At 35.6% G+C, this 19,588-nt stretch carries 12 protein-coding genes and 1 tRNA gene; 5 read left to right on the plus strand and 8 right to left on the minus strand.

Annotated elements, in window-relative coordinates; all coding sequences use genetic code 11:
• Positions 1–111: 111 nt before the first annotated feature.
• Entirely contained in the window at positions 112–474 is a 363-nt protein-coding gene (locus AAT17_RS09720) for a CoA-binding protein (RefSeq protein ID WP_060523935.1), read from the plus strand.
• On the opposite strand, the gene AAT17_RS09725 is transcribed toward AAT17_RS09720, so the two are convergent.
• The 4 genes from AAT17_RS09725 to folE all read right to left on the minus strand — a co-directional run bounded on the left by AAT17_RS09725 (position 471) and on the right by folE (position 4,651).
• A complete protein-coding gene (locus AAT17_RS09725) occupies positions 471–1,940 on the minus strand; it encodes a sodium:solute symporter (protein ID WP_060523937.1) in 1,470 nt (489 codons plus the stop codon). The genes AAT17_RS09720 and AAT17_RS09725 overlap by 4 nt on opposite strands.
• Before the next feature lie 72 nt (positions 1,941–2,012).
• Positions 2,013–2,234 carry a membrane protein insertion efficiency factor YidD gene (gene yidD, locus AAT17_RS09730; RefSeq protein ID WP_042277375.1) on the minus strand — a complete coding sequence of 74 codons (222 nt, stop codon included), beginning with the start codon at positions 2,232–2,234 and terminating at the stop codon, positions 2,013–2,015.
• A 173-nt stretch (positions 2,235–2,407) separates the two neighbouring features.
• Entirely contained in the window at positions 2,408–3,892 is a 1,485-nt protein-coding gene (gene cysS, locus AAT17_RS09735; RefSeq protein WP_060523938.1) for a cysteine--tRNA ligase, read from the minus strand.
• 87 nt (positions 3,893–3,979) lie between these two features.
• Positions 3,980–4,651 (minus strand): GTP cyclohydrolase I FolE, encoded by a 672-nt coding sequence (folE, locus tag AAT17_RS09740; protein WP_042277377.1) that lies wholly within the window; start codon positions 4,649–4,651, stop codon positions 3,980–3,982.
• 256 nt (positions 4,652–4,907) lie between these two features.
• Here folE and AAT17_RS09745 point away from each other — a divergent pair, with 256 nt between their 5' ends.
• A complete protein-coding gene (locus AAT17_RS09745) occupies positions 4,908–9,989 on the plus strand; it encodes a T9SS type B sorting domain-containing protein (protein WP_172792954.1) in 5,082 nt (1,693 codons plus the stop codon).
• Between the two features lie 214 nt (positions 9,990–10,203).
• Here AAT17_RS09745 and AAT17_RS09750 read toward each other — a convergent pair whose 3' ends face one another.
• The gene (locus AAT17_RS09750; protein WP_060523940.1) at positions 10,204–11,700 is read right to left on the minus strand and encodes an OmpP1/FadL family transporter; all 1,497 of its coding nucleotides are present in this window, start codon (positions 11,698–11,700) and stop codon (positions 10,204–10,206) included.
• A 17-nt stretch (positions 11,701–11,717) separates the two neighbouring features.
• On the minus strand, positions 11,718–12,767 hold the full coding sequence (locus AAT17_RS09755) for a hypothetical protein (RefSeq protein ID WP_082587009.1): 1,050 nt from the start codon (positions 12,765–12,767) through the stop codon (positions 11,718–11,720).
• A gap of 113 nt (positions 12,768–12,880) precedes the next feature.
• Here AAT17_RS09755 and proS point away from each other — a divergent pair, with 113 nt between their 5' ends.
• From proS to rpsT, 3 genes are all read left to right on the plus strand, one after another.
• Positions 12,881–14,359, plus strand: a complete 1,479-nt coding sequence (gene proS, locus AAT17_RS09760; protein ID WP_060523945.1) for a proline--tRNA ligase — start codon at positions 12,881–12,883, stop codon at positions 14,357–14,359.
• 128 nt (positions 14,360–14,487) lie between these two features.
• Positions 14,488–14,559 (plus strand) — tRNA-Glu (locus AAT17_RS09765).
• Positions 14,560–14,600: 41 nt separating this feature from the next.
• Entirely contained in the window at positions 14,601–14,852 is a 252-nt protein-coding gene (rpsT, locus tag AAT17_RS09770) for a 30S ribosomal protein S20 (protein ID WP_042277382.1), read from the plus strand.
• A 69-nt stretch (positions 14,853–14,921) separates the two neighbouring features.
• Here the strand turns inward: rpsT and AAT17_RS09775 are convergent, their stop codons facing one another.
• A complete protein-coding gene (locus AAT17_RS09775; RefSeq protein ID WP_060523946.1) occupies positions 14,922–16,535 on the minus strand; it encodes a T9SS type A sorting domain-containing protein in 1,614 nt (537 codons plus the stop codon).
• A gap of 50 nt (positions 16,536–16,585) precedes the next feature.
• Complete coding sequence (locus tag AAT17_RS09780) at positions 16,586–19,585, minus strand: CHAT domain-containing protein (RefSeq protein ID WP_082586939.1); 3,000 nt, start codon at positions 19,583–19,585, stop codon at positions 16,586–16,588.
• Between the last annotated feature and the right edge of the window lie 3 nt (positions 19,586–19,588).

Consider the following 19,588-nt stretch of genomic DNA (forward strand, 5'->3'; position numbering starts at 1 on the left):
AATTTTTCTTTTTCAAACAATTCAATTATCAAATAAATCGTAAAGGGTTTATCACGTCCTTCAATTAAAAGACGCTAACTTTGTTGAAATGTTACAGCTTAAATCTTAAATATGTCTAAAAAAACACTTGTATTAGGAGCATCCCTTAAAACAGACCGTTACTCAAACATGGCTATAAATAGACTGGAATCTTATCAGGTTCCTACCGTAGCTATAGGTTTGAAAACTGGTGAGGTTGCAGGAGTAACTATTGATACTGATCAACCACAATATGAGGATATTCACACGGTGACTTTATATTTAAATCCAAAGAGACAGCAGCCTTATTACGATTACATTTTAAGTCTTAAGCCTAAACGTGTCATTTTTAATCCTGGCACAGAAAACCCTGAATTTTATGAAATTCTAAGGTCAAATGGTATAGAGGTAGAAGTGGCATGTACTTTAGTAATGCTAGGTACAAACCAATACTAATTATGTACTGATTTAGAAGGCAGTAATATTGACGCAATCAATAACAACGAAAAGGTTATTGCACCATTTAATAAAAGAATAAAAAACCCAAATTCAAATCCCGCTTTTTCGGCTAGTACACTCACGGTGTAGGCAATAAATGGAGATATTATCGCTATAACAGGAACGCTGTATCGATGAGGTTTAAGCGAAGTGAGTATTCCAAAGCTAAACAAACCTAAAAGTGGTCCATAGGTGTAACCAGCAAAAACAAAAAGTTTAGTAATTACACTGGCATCTTGGATCACGTATTCAAAACTTACTATCACAAGAATTAATAGGATTGAAAACGCGATATGTGTTAACATACGTACTTTCTTTTGCCTAGATTCAGAGTAGTTTTTTTCTACGTTTAAAATATCGACAGAAAATGAGGTGGTAAGTGAAGTTAGAGCACTGTCAGCACTGCTATAAGCAGCGGCAACAAGTCCTAGCATAAATACAAGTCCTAGTCCTATTCCCATATCACTTTGTAACGCAATAGCAGGGAACAAGCTGTCCTTAGAAGCTTGAATGTTTTCCGCTTTGGCAAAGGCAGTTAAAAGAACTCCTAGTACTAGAAATAATAAATTAACTATGGTAAGCACAATCGTGAACCAAAACATATTCTTTTGAGCGTCTTTGAGACTGCGACAAGTCAAGTTTTTTTGCATCATATCTTGATCTAATCCTGTCATTACAATTGCTATAAATGCACCAGATAAAAATTGTTTCCAGAAATATTGATCACTTTTCCAATCATCAAAAAAGAATACTTGAGAGTAGTTACTGCTATTTATATAATCAATTAAGTTATTAAAAGAAGTGAATTCTAGTCTCTCATAAAGGAAATACAAGGCTACACCTACTGCTATAAGCATAAACAAAGTTTGCAAGGTGTCTGTCCATACAATGGTTTTAATACCGCTTTTAAACGTATACAACCAAATAAGAATAACAGTAAGAGTTACCGTTTGCCAAAATTCAATCCCTACTTGCATAGGATCAAAAACAAAAGTTTGAAGTACGCCTGCCACCAAATAAAGCCTAAAACTCGCTCCTACAACTCTACTCAATAGGAAAAAGCTGGATCCGGTATATTGAGCCGATTTTCCGTATCTATCATTTAAATAGGTATAAATACTAGTTAGATTGAGTCTGTAATACATGGGAAGCAAGACTGTTCCTATTACAAGATACCCTAAGGTATACCCAAGTACAACTTGAAAATATCCCATAGAATCTGCCTCAACATTACCCGGAATACTTATAAAGGTTACACCGCTCAATGAAGCACCTATCATCCCAAAGGCAACTATGTACCATGGTGAAGAACGGTTACCTCTAAAAAAGGTTGCACTATCATTTTTACGACCTACTAAAAAGGAAATACCAATTAGTACGGTAAAATAACCGATGATTGTAAATAATATCTGATTAGGACTCACTAACTTATTTTAATGGCGAATTTACAAAAGACATTGTTAGATATAAGATAGTAAAAACGTATAATTGGAGAATTAAGGTACTGGGTCATGACCACTGCCACCCCATGGATGACAGCTAGAAATACGTTTAATGGCTAGCCAGCCACCTTTAAAAAAACCATGCTTAATAAGAGCTTCTTTTGAATAGCTAGAACATGTAGGAGTGTATCTACAACTAGCAGGAGTAAAGGGAGATATCGCATTTTGATAAACCCAAATTATTCCTAGAAAAGGATATGTAAGCCACTTTTTCAATCTAATTTATTCGTCTATAAAATTAAACAAGTTCAACATGAATTAAAACTGTGGCATTTTAATTTCTAGTTTAGAACTATTTATAACTATGCATAAATAGTAATCCCTTTAATCAACTATAATGATAATCATTTAAAAAACGATGGTATCAGTATAGCTTTAAGTCTAAGCGCTTATAAGGTATAAGTAGTTCCGTCTGGACCATCTTTAAGTTGAATTCCAGCTTCTAGTAATTGATCCCTGATTTTGTCACTTGTTGCAAAATCACGATTTGCTCTAGCCTGTGCTCTTAAATCAATTAACAATTGCATAGCTTTATCTAAGTGCTCTGTTTCATCACCAATTAAGGATTCTTGAGAACTTTTTAGACCTAAAACATCATAGAAAAAATCCCTGAAAGTTTGCTGCAACACTGTTAAGTCCTCTTGATTTATAGATTCTGAACCGCTGTTTATTTTTTGAATTAAACTCGCTCCTTCAAATAATTCTGCTACTAGAATAGGAGTGTTAAAGTCATCATTCATCGCTGCATAACATTTCTCTTTCCATTCATTAATGGAAAAGCTACTAGTTTGAGAAACAGGTAGTTTGTCTAATAAAGTAATAGCTTCATTAATACGATTATAACCTTTTTCAGCCGCTAGGATAGCATCATTACTAAAATCTAAAACAGATCGGTAATGAGCTTGCATCATGAAGAAACGCACTACACTAGGTGAAAAACCTTTTTCCATGAAGTCGTTATCACCGGTAAATAGTTCTTTAGGCAAAATGCTGTTACCAGTTGATTTTGACATTTTTTTGCCATTAAGTGTCAGCATATTAGCGTGTAACCAGTAATTTACTGGGCTACAACCGTGTGCTGCTTCACCTTGAGCAATTTCACATTCATGATGTGGAAATTTAAGATCCATTCCACCACCGTGAATATCAAAGGTATCTCCTAAATATTTACTGCTCATCACAGTACATTCTAAATGCCAACCGGGAAAACCATCACCCCATGGGCTAGGCCATCTCATGATATGATCTGGATTTGCTTTTTTCCACAAGGCAAAATCTTGAGCATTTTCTTTTTCATCCTGAGCATTAAGGTCACGTGTGTTTGCGATCATATCCTCTAGATTTCTGCCGCTTAATTTTCCGTAACGATGATCAGTATTGAATTTAACGACATCAAAATAGATAGATCCGTTACGCTCATACGCATAACCTTTATCAATGATGTTTTTGATAATTTCAATTTGCTCAACAATGTGTCCAGTTGCAGTAGGTTCAATGCTGGGTGGTAAGGCATTAAACTGCCTCATTACGTTATGAAAGTCTAGGGTATACTGCTGTACCACTTCCATAGGTTCTAGCTTTTCTAGTCTAGCTTTTTTGGATATTTTGTCTTCTCCTTGATCGGCATCATCGGTTAGGTGGCCAGCATCGGTAATATTACGTACGTATCGCACTTTATATCCTAGATGCTTTAGATACCTAAATATCATATCAAAGCTTATGAAAGTACGACAATTCCCTAGGTGTACATTGCTGTAAACAGTAGGTCCACATACATACATACCTATTCTTCCTGGCGTTATAGGAGTAAAAACTTCCTTTTGGCCATTAAGTGAATTGTAAAGCTTTACTTCATTGCTTTGGTATAATTCCATAATGTTGATTTATAAGGTAAAGATATTAGATGTTACGCTTTCGCGAAAGCGTAATTAATAACAAACTATCACGTAAAGAAGTTGATTCTAGAATTTGGTTTCTAGACTTATGTAATCCAGAAATTCCTTTTTAACTTCTGGCTTTTTAAATTCGCCTCCAAACTCACCCGTAACTGTACTACTTTCAATGTCGCGAATACCTCGACTATTTACGCAAAGGTGTTTTGCATCAATCACACAGGCAACATTCTCTGTTCCAAGAACTCTTTGAAGTTCCCTCACTATTTGGATATTTAATCGCTCTTGCACCTGCGGTCTCTTAGCATAATAATCTACAATACGATTCATTTTTGAAAGTCCAACCACAGTTCCATTTGAAATGTAGGCAACATGAGCACGTCCTACTATAGGTAGTAAGTGGTGTTCACAGGTAGAATACAATGTTATGTTTTTCTCGACTAACATTTCATTGTATTTGTATTTATTGTCAAAGGTGCTTGCCTTTGGTTTTTTATCGGGTCTTAATCCTCCAAAGATCTCATTAACAAACATTTTTGCAACCCTTTTAGGTGTTCCCTGCAGGCTGTCATCGGTCATGTCCATTCCCAATGTTTGTAAGATGTTATGAACATCTTTTTTAATACTCTCTATCTTTTCCTCATCGGTAAGACTAAAAGCGTCTTCACGTAGCGGTGTTTCTTCACTGGACCATGAGTGATCGTGGTCGTTTATATCATCCAAAAGATCTTCTACTTTCATAAAATACTATCGCTTTAAAAGCGTTAAAATGCGGTTGCAAAGATACAACTAAGGTCTTTAATTTAACCAACTAGAGTGGTAGGCGTGTTAATAATTAGCTTACAGTTAACGCTATGTTAATGAAAATTAAGATATTTGTTACTTACTCAAGATTTAATCTAAGTTCAAAGCAATGATTTCTATTAAAAAACTCTTGTTGAGTTTGCTCTTTTTTACAGTGGCAATCACAGCATACAGCCAGGTTCAAACTATTAATATGCCCACCAATGCAACCGAGAGATATGTAGGTTGTAACAATGCTTTTTTAAATGATAGTGGTGGTCCTGCAGGAAATTATGGAAACAATGAAAATGGTGAACTTATTTTATGTCCTATTATCCCGACAGATAGAATGCAATTCAATATTGGACTTATAGATATAGGTCCTAATGATGTTTTAACTATTTATGACGGTGATGATAATACAGCACCTGTTCTTTACACAGGTACAAATACAACTACTGCGCCAGGAGTGATAGAAGCTTCTCCTACTAATTCGACAGGTTGTTTGTTTATCACCTTTGTTTCAGATGGTACAAATACGAATAATGCAGGTTGGAGAGCGACGCGAGGTTGTTTTGATCCATGTCAAACAATAACGCCTTCTATTACAACAACTCCAGCAACCGATGCAGACGGGATTTTAAGAATTTGTCAAGGTACTACTGTGAATTTTGACGGAAGCGCAACTTTTAGTTTAGATGGAACAGGAGCAACATACGAGTGGGATCTAGGAAATGGTAATGGAACAGTAACTGGCCAAATGGTGAGTGAAACGTATGCGAGTCCTGGAATATACAACGTTCAATTTACTGTAACTGATAATATTGGCTGTACTGATAGAGAGGAAATAGACTTAATAATCTTTGTTTCAACAGATCCTGATTTTACGGGTACTCAACCTGATGACACCACCATTTGTTTTGGAGATAGTACCGACATTACTGGAGTAGTTACGCCGGTTGAATTTTCGATAAACCCAACTCCACCTGTCGCAGGACAAACTTTCCTTCCTGATGGTAGTGGTGTTTCCTATCAAACCTGTATAAATGTTGATATTTTTACTCCTGGCGCAGTGGTAACTAATGCATCTGATATCGTAGATATCTTCTTAGAAATGGAACATTCCTATTTAGGAGATCTAGAGGTGACTATAATTTCTCCAAATGGACAAACAGCAGTTCTTCATCAATATTCTAATGGTGGCGGAACATTTTTAGGAATTCCAATAGATAATGACTCAGACTTGAGCCCTGGAAGAGGATTTTTATACTATTTTACAGAACAACGAGCAGCGACACAAACATGGGCTCAGGCCGCAGCTGCAAACGCGACTATTCCTGCTGGTGATTATCTTCCATTTGATCCTTATACTAATTTAATAGGAAGTCCATTAAACGGTCAGTGGTGTATAGATATAGTAGATAATTTAGGTTCGGACAACGGTTATATTTTTCAATGGGGTATTAATTTTGATCCAGCAATAATACCAGGTGAGTTCAACTTTACTCCTGGTAGTAGTGCAACGAGATGGTTGCCAGATCCTTCTATTACAGCCACAAATGGTGATGTGATAACAGTAACACCTACTACTGAAGGTCTGAACTGTTATACTTATGAATTTACGGACAGCTTTGGTTGTATTTATACAGAACAGGTTTGTATAACTGTAGAACAGGAAATTCTCGATGCTGCACCAAATGATATTGTTGAATGTGGAACTTTAGGTACTACAGCTGTTGACCTTACGGTTAATACACCTATTGTATTAAATGGTTTAAATCCGGCCGATTTTTCAGTCGCTTACCATAATACCTTGAACGACGCAGAGAACGCAACTAATCCTATTGCAAATCCTAGTGCATACGTAACAACTACTTCTCCAGAGACTGTCTATGTTTCTATTACAAACCTAGCAAATAGTTGTATTGAGGTAGATCCAGCTGGTTTTCAAGTGTCGATTATAGACTTTGGAACAGTAACGATTCCAGATATTAACAGCTGTACGGCTCTTGTTAATTTTGATTTACAAGGTTATGTAAATAGTAGCTTGTCTGGTGGCGGCGGTGGAACGGTAGGAACTAATTTTACGATGACATTTCACACCTCACAGGCAGATGCTACAACTGGAGCAAATCCAATACCGCTTCCTTATAACCAAGCTTCGGGTACTGTAACTATTTGGATAAGAATTGTGAGCACTGCTGATCCTTCTTGTAACGCAGTATTGCCTTTTGATATAACGGTTAATCAAACCATTACTGGTCCGGTTAACGATATAGTGGTATGTGATGATGCTAGCAATGACGGTGTTGAGGTTTTTGATCTTACTACTCAAGATGCAGATGTTCAATCGGTAACTGGTGGTAACGTTACCTATTTTGAAACTCTGGCAGATGCTTCTGCAAATACAAACGCTATTACTAACCCTACTGGATACTCTAATATTTCTAATCCTCAAATTATTTACGCGAGGTTGGAAAACCCTATTGATCCATCATGTTTTGATGTAGCACAATTTGCAATACAAGTTGATTATTTAGGAGTGTATAATACAGCCTCTGATATGGTGGTGTGTGATGATGCCACTAATGATGGAATAGAAATCTTTGATTTAACTACTCAAGAAGTTGATATCTTGAATGGTCAAAATCCAGCAGATGTTTCTATAACATACCACCTTTCTCAAGGCGATGCAGATGCTAATATCAATGCTATTGCAACTCCTTCTTCTTACACTAATGGAGTTGTAGGTGGTGAACAAATTTTTGTACGAGTAGAAGGCGTGCCTAATGCTGCTTGTTATACTACTGGAAGTTTCAATATTGTGGTTGATGAATTACCAGTAGCAACCACCCCAAATGATATGGTGGTTTGTGATGACGTAAGTAATGATGGGGTAGAAGTTTTTGATCTTACCTCACAAGACGCCGGTATTCAAACGGTAACAACTGGAAATATTAGTTACTTTGAATCAATGGCCGATGCTACTTCAAATACAAATCCAATTACTAACTCAACAGCTTATTCAAATATTTCAAATCCGCAAACAATCTATGCTAGGTTAGAAAATTCTAGCAATACCGCTTGTTTCGATGTAGTTCAATTCGCATTACAAGTGGATTATTTAGGTGTTTTTAATACAGCACAGGATATAATTGTTTGTGATGATGTAAGTAACGACGGTATTGAAATATTTGATTTGACCTCGCAAGAGGTTGATATTCTAAACGGACAAAATCCAGTAGATGTTTTGATAACTTACTATCTTTCTCAATCAGATGCTGATGCTGCGACTAATGCTATAGCTTCTCCAAGTTCTTATACAAACAGTACAATAGGGGGAGAGCAAATTTTTGTAAGGGTAGAAGGTGTGACTAATGGTTCGTGTTTTACAACAGGTAGTTTTAATCTTGTTGTTAATGAGTTACCGGTAGCAACAAGTCCTGCAGATCTAGTGGTTTGTGATGATCCTTCTAATGACGGTATTGAGAATTTTAACTTAAGTACACAAGATGCGGCAATTTTAAACGGATTGAACGCAGCAGATTATGTGATAACTTACTTTTCTTCTCAAGCTAATGCTGATTCAAATACCAATCCTTTAAATTCAACAAGTTATGATAATACTGCGGCTACAGAGACCATTTATGTAAGAATGGAAAGTGTAGTGAATGCGACCTGTTTTTCAACAGTAAATTTTGATATAATTGTTAATCCAGCTCCTTCTATTATTAATGGTAATGATTTGGAATTGTGTGATGATATATCAGGAGATGGTATAGAAGTTTTTGACTTATCTCAAAACGATGCCGTGATATTGAATGGTTTAAATCCTGCTGATTATACTATAACTTATCATGCATCTCAAACCGATGCAGATTCAGCTATTAATCCTTTAAATACCAATTATTCAAATACTTCCACTTCTGAAACGATTTACGCTAGTGTAGTGAATAATACAACAGGCTGTTCAAATACATCAAGTTTCAGCATCACCGTAAATCCAATTCCACAAACGGTTACGGTTTCAGATCTTGAAGTATGTGACGATGATAATGATGGTGTAGGTATGTTTTCTTTAAGCGATCGCACTGCAGAAATAATTAACGGTCAATCGGCAGTAGTAACATTTTATGAGTCACAAGCCGATGCTGTTTCACAAACAAACCCATTGGATGGTAACAGTTACAATAATATTTCTAATCCACAAACCATTCATTATCGATTAGAAAATGCTTCAACCGGTTGTTTTGCTGTGGGTACTTTTGAAATAGAGGCACTTGCAGCGCCTAATGCGTTTGTTGCAACACCACTTGAATCATGTGATGATGGAACTGGAATAGCTACGGTAGATTTAACTACTGCTATCCCAGAGATAACAGGAGGACAAACAAGTGATGTAACCTTCCATGAAACCTCTCAAGACGCCCAGGATGGCATTAACCCATTGAATGCTAATTATGATTTTAGCGGTGATACAACTGTATTCGTTAGGGTTGAAATCCCAGGTTTAGGCTGTGAAGGATTTACCACCTTAGATTTATTGTTTAATGATTTACCAGATCCACAATTACTGCCGCAATATATTTTGTGTAGAGATGAAAACGGAGTTCTTATAAATGGACCTGAATTACTTGATACAGGTCTTAATAATCAAGATTATTCTTTTGAATGGACTCGAAATGGTACAATCATAGCTGGTGCATCTGATTCCTTTTTGAATGCAACAGAAGATGGAGATTATGAAGTGTTAGTGACAGACTTGTTTACTGGCTGTCAACAAACTGAAAATACTAATGTACGTTTTTCGGGAATTCCTCTTTCCTATGATGTTGAGGTTACCACAGACCCTTTTGATTTTTCACATAATATTTTTGTAACTACAGAAGGTCCAGATCAATATTGGTTTAGTTTAGACGGTGGACCTTACCAAAATTCACCATACTTTAATGATGTAAGTCCTGGACCTCACACAATGGCAATTGCAGAACGAACTGGTTGTGGTGAAGTAGTTGTAGAGGTGTTTGTATATGGATATCCTGATTATTTTACTCCTAATGCAGACGGCTATCACGACACTTGGAATATTATTGGAGGTGATAGACTACCAGGAACACAGGTATACATTTTTGATCGTTATGGGAAATTCCTAAAACAAATAGCAACCGATGGTCCTGGTTGGGACGGAACTTTTAATGGAGAGCCTCTACCAAGTTCTGATTATTGGTTTAAAATTGAATATCAATTTGAAGGACAATCCGCAGAGGCTACTGGACACTTTGCTTTAAAAAGATAATCTCTTCATCGTATACATTATTAAAGCCGCATTTTAAATGCGGGCTTTTGCTTACTAGGTTTTAAAACGGCTTGTTATTTATTTGATTACGCTTTCGCGAAAGCGTAATAACTAAACACTACCAAGCACAATAATTAAAAATATTTTAATCCTAGGCATAAAAAAAGCTGCATCTATCGGAAATGCAGCTTTTTTCTTGTTAAGAGTTAACCTTTTATAAATTAAATCCTAAGGTTAATACGATATTAGTTAGACTGTTTTGTACGTTCCCAGAGGTATCTAATCCTCCAGAAGCAAGGTTTTGAGAGAAATCTTGTTCGGAGTAATCATAAGACAAATCTAGAACCGTATTTCCCCATGAATATCCCAAACCTAAACTATAACCTGTAAGATCATCCATAATACTTTTATCCTTGTAAGGCGAATCAATCATTCTATAACCACCACGCAGTGACCAATTTTTAACGCGATATTCTCCACCTATTTTCAAAGTGGTAACTGTGTCTAGATTGTTGGAAATAAATTGGTTGTTTTGAGAAAAAATGAAATCGTTTTCTGGAGAAAACTTCATATTCGTGTAATCTCTTATACCGTAGTCCAGACTTATAAGCCCTTTTTTGCCAAAAACATAACTAGCACTTGCCGTCCAACTTCCTGGAAGCCTTAAATCGTAAGGGGCAAATAAGTTTTCTACTCTAGGAGCAACTATAGCATTAATGTTAGCTCCTGATGCTTCGATCTCCTGAACTAAATTATCTTCAATAGTATACCATGTTGGTGACTCATAAGACAAACCTAGACGAAATTGCTTTGTAACCTTTGCTATCGTACCTAATTGAAAACTTACACCACTACCGTCTGTTCTTAATACATTGTCAAATCTAGTTCTCGAAACATTGCCATTGCTGTTTTCGGTTGCGCGAGTAAACTTTTCATTAAATAAGTAATGAATATTTACATTAAGACCTAAGCTAAATTTATTATCAATTTCTAAAGCTCCGTTGAAAGATGTTTTGTTTTGATACCCATTAGAGTCTTCAAAATATGTCTGATTGTATGGACCATTACCAGTGTTTGATACGTAATCAATATTATTTGGGTCGGTATCATCAATAGCGTTTATTATAAAAGCTTCATATCCTAAGAAGGCTTGTTGTGCGTCAAAACCTACATTTTCCCCAAGGAACCTATAAAGACCGCTTACTGTTTCTCCATTTTGTAACTGTAAATTGTCAAGAGTAATACCGTTAGCGTTATTCAAAAAATATTGAGAGATAGAAGTGTCACTTACGCCATTAAAAAAGAGCCTAGTATCATAATTTCTTAAAGCATCGTAATTGATACCTAGAGAAAATTTAGTAACGCCAGATTCATTGTTGCCTTCAAATACTAGAACACCGCCTACTTGATTGATAGTTATATCAGTACTGCCATCATTTGAAGTGCTTCCAAAGTAATCTGTGTCGGCATCTTGATTAAATACATTTAAACTTAATGAAACGTAATTATTTGCAAATACTGTTGAACCAGCAGGATTTACTCCAATTGCAGATAAATCACCTCCTAATGATCCCATTGCTCCGCTAAGAGCTCTAAATCTAGCTGTTCCATATATATCTTGTGGAGTGTAAGTAAGTCCTTCTTGAACAGATTGAGCGTTTGAAAAAAGCGCACCCAGTGCGAGCGCGCCTATAATTATTGCCTTTTTCATATAATTTAACTTTCTAATTATCCTCTACGACCTCTCGAGCTTGATGAACGTCCACCACCTGAAGATCTACCACTAGATCCTCCACTTCTCATTCCTGAGGATCTTGAAGAGCTACCACTGCTTCTCATACCTGAAGAACGGCTTGTTCTAGAGCTACCAGATCTCATTCCGCTACTACGAGAACTAGAACTTCTTGTTCCTACTCTGGTACTACGAGTAGAGCTTCTTGATGTTCTTGAAATACTACTATTTCGAGAGGTTCTACTACTTCTAGATATCGAACTACTTCTTCTATTTGAGGTGCTTCGGCCAGAATAGTATCTACCATTTGTGGAGTTGCGACTTCCATAAGCGGCTCTACCTCTTGTATTTGAGTTTAGGCTGTAACCTCTTGAAGATCTACCTCTATTGACATAAGCGAAATTATTTTGGTTGTAACCCCAGCCAGAGTTATTGGTATACCAACCATTTCCGTAGCCCCAGCCTGGAAAAAATCCCCAATTATTCCAGCTGAGCCAAGCATAGTTATTCCAACCCCAAACAGGTGACCAATACCCGAATCCACCCCAGGCCCAGTTGTTAAACCTATAGCCAGGAGCACCAAAAATTCCCCACCTTGCTGAACCCCAACCGAATCCTGGGTTGTATCCCCAATTGTTCCAACCCCAACCAGGTGCTAAACCCCATCCGTTATCTATATAATTTATATTAATTTGAGATGGATTTTCTCCCCATGCAGGATTACCGCCACCATAGGTAGCTGTAGCATCTGGGTTTGAAGAATCATAACTGCCTCCAGAATATGATTCCACATCAGTAAATACACTGTCGACTTCAAAGTTATTCCCAAATTGTTCACCTTCTTGTTCAAAAAGTCTTTGATAGTAGCCTGCGCTGTCATCTTGATATGTAGGAGTGTTATCAACTTTTGCCGATTCTGATTCACCATAAATGCCATCATTATAAGAAACATTGTCATAGGTACCACATGAAGACATGATTACACTAAGAGCAATAAGCATGCTCGCAGAAATCCATTTTTTTCTAAAATTGTAATTGATTCTCATAACTTTTGATTTTTTTGATAGCATTTGATAAAAATAAGTAGTTTTGCTATCCTAATAATAAGGATTAACAAACTTCTAATCTAAGCGCAATATTTGTGCCAAAAAATTAATAAATGTCTAAAAACCTAACAAGTAGAGCAGAGGATTACTCCAAATGGTATAATGAACTAGTGGTAAAGGCTGATCTTGCAGAAAACAGTGCTGTAAGAGGATGTATGGTTATCAAACCTTATGGATTTGCTATTTGGGAAAAAATGCAAGCAGAGTTAGATCGTATGTTTAAAGAAACAGGTCATCAAAATGCTTATTTTCCTTTATTTGTTCCTAAAAGCCTGTTTGAAGCGGAAGAAAAAAATGCTGAAGGTTTTGCTAAGGAATGTGCTGTAGTAACTCATTATAGACTTCAAAATGATCCTGAAAATCCAGGAAAATTACGAGTAGATCCTCAAGCTAAATTGGAAGAGGAGTTGGTTGTGCGACCTACCAGTGAGGCGATCATATGGAATACCTATAAAGGATGGATTCAAAGTTATAGGGATCTACCTTTATTAATAAACCAATGGGCCAATGTTGTTAGATGGGAAATGAGAACAAGGCTGTTTTTAAGAACTGCAGAGTTTTTGTGGCAAGAAGGTCATACTGCTCATGAAACTAAAGAAGAAGCGATTCAAGAAGCAGAGTTAATGAATAATGTTTACTCTGATTTCGTTCAAAATTTCATGGCGATTCCAGTGGTTAAAGGTTTGAAAACTGAAAGTGAACGATTTGCCGGCGCCGATGAGACTTATTGTATTGAAGCTCTAATGCAGGATGGTAAAGCTTTACAGGCAGGTACTAGTCACTTTTTAGGTCAAAATTTTGCCAAGGCATTTGATGTTAAGTTTACCTCTAAAGAAGGGAAGCAAGATTATGTATGGGCAACGTCTTGGGGAGTTTCTACTAGATTAATGGGTGCTTTGATTATGACTCACAGTGACGATAAAGGTTTGGTATTACCTCCAAATCTGGCACCAAATCAAGTTGTCATAGTACCTATATATAAAGGAGAAGATCAATTCAAGGAAGTTACAACCGTTGCAGTTGAGATGATGAAAGATCTTAGGTCACTAGGAGTAACTGTTAAATATGACAATCGAGATACCTTAAGACCAGGAGCAAAGTTTGCACAGCATGAATTACAAGGAGTTCCATTAAGAATTGCGATTGGCGCAAGAGACATAGCAAATGGCACGGTAGAACTCGCTAGAAGAGATAACCTGACTAAAGAAGTGGTTCCTTCTGAAGGAATAGCCATGCGTGTGAAAGAATTGCTCAAAGAAATTCAAGAGTCATTGTTTAATAAAGCATTAGATTTTAGAGATAATCACATTACTAAAGTTGAAACATTTGATGAGTTTAAAAACGTTTTAGAAAACAAAACGGGCTTTATAAGTGCTCATTGGGATGGAACGGCAGAGACAGAAGATAAAATTAAAGAACTGACTAAGGCCACGATTAGGTGTATCCCTCTTGATGCTAAGGAAGAACAAGGAACTTGCGTATTCTCTGGGAAACCTAGTACAAGAAGGGTATTGTTTGCTAAGGCTTATTAGGGATCTAATTAATTGAAATTGAGAATAGTAAAAATAATTTGAAAAATTTATTCATTTTTTTTACTTAATAGTTTGGCAAATCGTAAAAAGCTCTTATTTTTGCATCCGCTAAACGAGCAAAACTCAATGGCCCGTTCGTCTATCGGTTAGGACGCCAGGTTTTCATCCTGGAAAGAGGGGTTCGATTCCCCTACGGGCTACAATAAAACAAGTCTTTAAATAGACGATTTTTACAAAGATTATGGCAAATCACAAAAGTGCTTTAAAAAGAATTAGAAGAAACGAGACAGCTAGACTTAGAAATAAGCACCAGCACAAAACAACTCGTAATGCTATCAAAAAATTACGTGAGACTTCTGATAAAGGAGCTGCTGAAAAATTATATGTTGAAGTATCATCTATGATTGATAAATTAGCAAAAAAGAATATTATTCATTCTAATAAAGCAGGTAATTTAAAGTCTAAACTTGCTAAGCACGTTAATGCACTTTAATTAGTAGCTATTTAAAAAAATCAAAAGCTCGCTTTAAGCGAGCTTTTTTATTTATATAGTTTGTCTAAGCTACTGCGATTTAATAAACTTCCAAGTAATGATGTCATTATTAGTCGTAACCGTTAAGAAATATACACCAGTAGCCAAGTTTGAAATGTCAATTTTGGTGAGGTTTTGATTTATTTCTTGATGGTGCAGTAATAGTGTTCCAGATAGACTAGAAATAGTAACCGATTTTTCTACATCACCATTTCCTTCAATAAATATATAGTCTTTGGATGGGTTAGGGTAAAACTCAATTTGAGATTGTTGATTTGAATCTAAGCTAAGGGTACTACTACCATATAGTTGTCCATAAACTTCATATTCTTGATTTACCATCATACTTCCACTTGAAGTATCCTCTGCTTTGTACACAATTAAAAGTGCCGCTTGACCGTTACTAACTATTCTGGGTAAAAATGCACTTCCATCAGCATTAACTGGTGCTGCAGATACACGCAACAATGAATTTCCTGTCACTCCTGTAGTGGTTACAGTTCTCATGAATATTTCTCTTTCGAACCTGTTTGAGAAAAAAGGATTTGCGTTGAAAACGACATAAAATGTATTGTCGTTTGGGTTCCAATCAACATCTGCAGTTGCTGCATCGTGCCTAGTGTCCTGAGCACCTACTTGACTAATTTCAAACTCAGGAACTAGAATATTCATAGAATCATCGTATATAACTCCAAATACATCTATTTCTCCTGCTTGAGAATTATCAGCTTCATAAACAAAGATGTACCGATTGTCTGTCGTGCTGTATGCAGCTCTTACCCATTTATTACCAAAACTGTTGCTGTTTATACTTCCTCTATTACTTAATTGATATTGGTTAACTAGATTACCATTTTCACTAACAGTGGTAACAAAAGCCTCTTCTTGATTATTAATAGGTGATGCAACATAGGTAACAGCATATTCTCTTGCATTAGGATTAAAGATCACATCGGGTATGGATCCGTTGGTTTGTATACCGTTGGCAGAGTTGGTTATAGGAAAACTTGTGCCTATTTGTAAGCCATTTTGATCAAGTCTTTGACCATAAAGTTCCAATGATCCATTAACAGTACTTGTTGCTTGACTTACCATTATATAAGCCATAAAATATTCATTTAACAAGGAGTTATATACAAGAGCTGGTGTACGTGCATCGTTTGAAGAATTCCCACTAGAGCTGGAATTTGTTATTCTATAATCACTCGATATTATTGAACCATTTTGATCTAATACCACACCATAAATTTCACTTTTATTGGCGTTAAGTTGTCCTTGGTAAACCACAAGAAAAGTATTGTTTGAGGAATTAAAAGCTACTCGAGGGAAACGATTCTCCAATGGAGCTTGTCCTAGATTTAAAGATGAAATGAGAATATCATTCCCTAATACATTTCCGTTTAAATCGATAAATCGTCCAATTATTTGACTGTTATTTGCTACAACTCCATTGAAATCTGTATCGGCGCTTTCCCATACCGCAAGGTAAGTGTGGTTGTTAGAATTGTAGGCTATGTCTGGAAAGTCAACACTTGATGTAGTGTTTCCAAATCCTCCAGCATCACTTATTCTAAAGTCATCGGGACCATAGAATTGAGCTTGACAAATGAAGGTGGTAAATAGTAAAATGTAAAATGTTTTCATGAGATTAGTTTACCATTAATGGCATCTCTATGAAATAGGTTAACAAGGGATTATTGTTTTTTTCGCTTTCGCGAAAGCGTGATATAGATAACTATCAATAATAGTATGAAAGGAATCACATACCATAGGTTTTCCAACGGTGAATCTGAATAAATTATAGGATTAGTGTCTCCAGTAAGTATGAAACCAGCCCAATAATAGGGATGTTTAAATTCTTCTTCTACTTGATTAGATACATATTCTTCCTGAGCTAGTCTAAGTGCAACATCTTTGGGTTGACCTTTTTTAAGATGAGAATAGAAGCTCTTCATCATAATCGATGTCTCTCTATCAGGAACACGCCACAAACTAGTTATGGTTGCTCTTGCACCTGCATATTGAAATGCTCGAGAAAGACTCATTGCACCTTCAATAGGATCTATTTTACCATAAGCAGTATTACAGGCGCTTAATGTCACTAAATCTGCATTTAAATGCAATTTGTAAATTTCTTCTAGGTTTAGAAAATCCTCATCGTTTTCACCCTGAAATAATAACCTTGCATCATAATCATTATCTTCGTCAATTACAGCATGCATAGCGAGATGGTGAACATTGTGGTTGGGTGCGTTCTCAATATATTTCTCTTTAGTAGCATCTTCATCAATAAAAAGAGTACCGTCAAATAATTTAGAAATATAGGTTGCTTCGTCACGTGCAAAGGGTAATGAATAGGAGCCAGATCGTTCAATAACAGCTGCTAGACTGTTGCTTACATTTGTGTAGGATGGTGTAATAATGAGCGAAGATGATGGTCTTTGATCGCCATCAAATTGATGACTTTGAAGTTGCAATGAATAGCTTATATTTTTACCAGCATAATTTGAGACTAAGTAATGGAGCGGTAGGTTTTGAGTAGCGCCATATCGTGTAATTGTGACGTTAGTAAATTGTTTGTTGCCAATATTAATTGTGGGTAGTAACGGCTCTTTATTAGCGATTGACTGGATGGTTCTATTATTTATATTATTAAACTCCTCGTTGTTAAGTAGTCTAATGGTATAAGGATTTTGACTTACAGAATATAAATAAAGGCCATCGTCACCATTATAGTATACATGAGAGGTTTGCTTGCTTGCCAAACTTTTAAGAGATGAAATGGTAATTTGACCTTGCTTGTTAGTAGATAGGTAAGGATAGTTCTCTTCTATGTTTTGATTAACGTTATTAAGATCATTAACCAGTGTTGGATAACTAAATTGACTTATAGAGTCCTTAGATTGTTCTTGAGAGATTTTCTTTATCCTTTTTTCGAGAGAGTATTTTTGCGAAAGCCAACTGAGGAGAACGGAATCGTTTTTTACATTCTTATACAACCTTGACTTTAATTTTATTTCAACGGAATGGTTTTGTTCTAAAGCTATTACCGTTTTAAAAATATCGTCTTCATTTAAGGCATTTAATTGAGATAGTTTATCATCGATTTGAACCAGAGCGTTATTGATTTTGTCAATTTGTATTACATAATTACTATTATTATTTACGATTAAATTCATCTGATTTATTAATCCAGTACTTAATAGAAATAGCTCTTTACTTTTTTGTAGTAATACGTCGTCCTGATTGTTAGTCGCTGTTCTATGAAGAGAATGGGCAAGCTTGATAAACCTTTTTACAGATGATTCGCTTAAAGAGGTTTCTTTAAGTAATTCAGGTTTATTGATAAACGAATCGATATTTAAAATGCCTAAATGTTCATAGTAATCATTTAGACTTCTAATAATTGAATCTTTATTTCTTGATTGTATTTTAACCAAAGTGTTTAGAAAATAGTTATCTCTTATATGGTAACTGTCTTCAAGAGTTTTTGATTTTTCTAAATGCTTATTCAAATAAAATTCAGCACTATCTATTCTTTCGTTTGCAAGATGGTATTCGACAAGGTTTTTATACGCATTAATAGGGTTGATGTAATTATCATATTGAAAATTACTAACTAGTTTAATAGCTTTATGTAATAGAGTTGCTATTTCTTTATCGGATGAGTCAACATGTTTTAAAAGGTATCTTGCCTTGCGCTCGTGGGCTATCCTTTGCCAATGAGCAATAGTAATGTATTCATCAGAAAATTCAGGATATTCATTTCTAGAAGTTTGATAAATACGACTGGATTCATCATAATATTTAAAGAATAGGGAATCAGATTTTACGTTTGTTGCATGCATCATGTACCTGTCCATGAGGATTTGTTTATCTATTGCATCTCTTTCTGCAGGTAGGTTTTCATACATGTGTAGATAAAGTTGAAATTTATCGTAATCACCTAATGCATGATAAGTGTCTGATACGTTATCGATTAAATCTAGAATTTGAAACAGATAATCCTTTCCTTTGTATTTTGGGGTTAAAAGAGGTTCGATTTCTTTGAGGACTTTAATTTTTTCAAATCCGTTATCCATTACTTGTGTACAGGAAAGATGGTTTTGATAAAGAGATAATTTTGCTGTTTCTAAAAATTCAAGATTTTCTGGGGTAGATTCTATTTTGATTAAAGAGTCAATTTTTCTTACGGTGGGCTTTATGTAATCATCAAGCGCAACACTACAGTCACTAGTTCTAAGCAATCCATTTACCAAGTAATCAATTGCTGGTAATTCTATTTTATAATCTTTATTCTCTAAAGAATTATAAATCTTTAAGAACTGCTTTATTTTCAGTACCGCATTTTCTACATCATTTTGGTAATATCTAAATGAGTAATTAAGTTTATAAATTTCATTTAAATAATTTAAGTCTTTAACCTTTACCTTGTCATAATAAAAGGTTGTGCTGTCTAAAAGTGAAATGAGTGATGGATTAATATTATTAACAGCTATACTATCCTGAACTTGTTGATAGAATTTTTTACTCAACGAGTCATTAATTCTATCGGTTTCAATAATACTCTCAACGTGAGTATTTATCTGTTTGTTAAAGCTGCTGTCTTCAGTTTTTTTACAAGCCAATAAGAAAAGCATAAGACTAGATGTCAAAAGGTAAGAGATGATTCTGCTTGTTTGGTTGGTTCTCATAGC

Source organism: Nonlabens sp. MIC269, assembly GCF_001430865.1.
Taxonomy (GTDB): Bacteria; Bacteroidota; Bacteroidia; order Flavobacteriales; family Flavobacteriaceae; genus Nonlabens; species Nonlabens tegetincola.